General features: G+C 59.0%; 1 protein-coding gene. It reads left to right on the top strand.

Annotated elements, in window-relative coordinates:
- Window positions 1–130: 130 nt before the first annotated feature.
- The coding region (gene istA / locus BAUR9175_RS19055) for an IS21 family transposase (protein ID WP_101584976.1) at window positions 131–1,485 on the top strand (1,355 nt) is incomplete at its 3' end.

Consider the following 1,485-nt stretch of genomic DNA (forward strand, 5'->3'; position numbering starts at 1 on the left):
TGTTTGGAAGGGCCTTCCGGTAGCGAACGTGTAACGAAGTGGTAGCAGCTATGTAAGAACCTGGTAGCACTCATGGAGGATTGCTTTCACCCACGACATCGAAGTCGTGACAAGTGAAAGGAACCCTCTCATGGCCGACTACCGGCTGATCTTATCCCTGCTCGTCCAGGACTACTCCTACCGCGAAATCGAAGCGATGGCCCATTGCTCACATCGCGCGATCGCCAAAGCACGCACAGTCGCTGACACCCGAGGACTATCGACGAAACCCGAAGTTGAGGCACTGTCTGCCGATGCCCTCGACCAGCTCTTCACCGATGGCCGCAAGAGCGGCGACACGGACTTCGTGCCCATCGACGTTGATGCCGTAATCAAAGCACGCATCGGACGGAAGAAGCCACCCCTGAAAGTCTTGTGGGCCCGCTACCTCAACATCCCAGCACCGACTCCGTCGACGCGTCACTACAGGTACGAACGGTTCTGTCAGATCATCGCCGAACACGTCCGTACCCACGACCTGACCAGCCCCATCACACATATCCCCGGACACACGATGCAAGTCGACTGGGCCGGGACCCCCATGTGGCTGACCGACCCGATCACCCGAACAACGACGAAAGTCTCCATCTTCGTCGCGACTCTGCCCTACTCGGGAATGATCTTCGCCTACGGATGCCTCGACGAGAAACTACCAGCATGGTGCGACGCCCATCGACGCGCCTTCGAATACTTCGGCGGCATCGCTCAGGTCATCATCCCCGATAACGCCTCGACGGCTTCGAACCAGATCAGCCGCTACGACAAGACTCGCGACGTCAACGAGTCCTACGCCGCATTCCTCGAGCACTACACCACTGCTGCCGTGCCGACCCGGGCCTACAAACCCAAAGAGAAAGCCAACGTCGAATCCGGCGTCAAAGTCGTCACGAACTGGGTCATCCACTACCTTGATGACCGAACATTCGTCGACGGCGATGACATCAACGAAGCCATCGTCGAACGTGTTGACTGGATCAACGACCGGACACCTTTCCGCGGCCACAATCGCAGCCGACGAGACTGGTTCACCGAAGACGAAGCGGCCGACCTCATCAATCTGCCCGACCTCCCCTGGCAGGAAGTGACCTGGAAGAAGGCGAAGGTCTCGCGGGACTGGCACATCCAGATCGCTACGATCAAATACTCCGTCCCCGCCACCTACGTCGGGACAATCGCTGATGTGCGCATCGTCGGCACCCACCTCGACGTACTCGCCGGCGGCGACGTCATCGCTACCCACCGGCTGGGGACGAAGAAACATTCCTACGTCACCGATCCCGACCATGCACCGGCCACGCAAGGAGACACCACAGGTCTGTGGACTCGCGCCTACTTCCTGCGACAGGCAACGAAAGTCGGACCCCACACAGTCGACGCATTGACGAGGCTCCTTGATGCCAAGAAGATCGAAGCCCAAGGGTTTCGCTCCTGCATGAACATCCTCGC

This window comes from Brevibacterium aurantiacum (assembly GCF_900169065.1).
GTDB lineage: Bacteria > Actinomycetota > Actinomycetes > Actinomycetales > Brevibacteriaceae > Brevibacterium > Brevibacterium aurantiacum.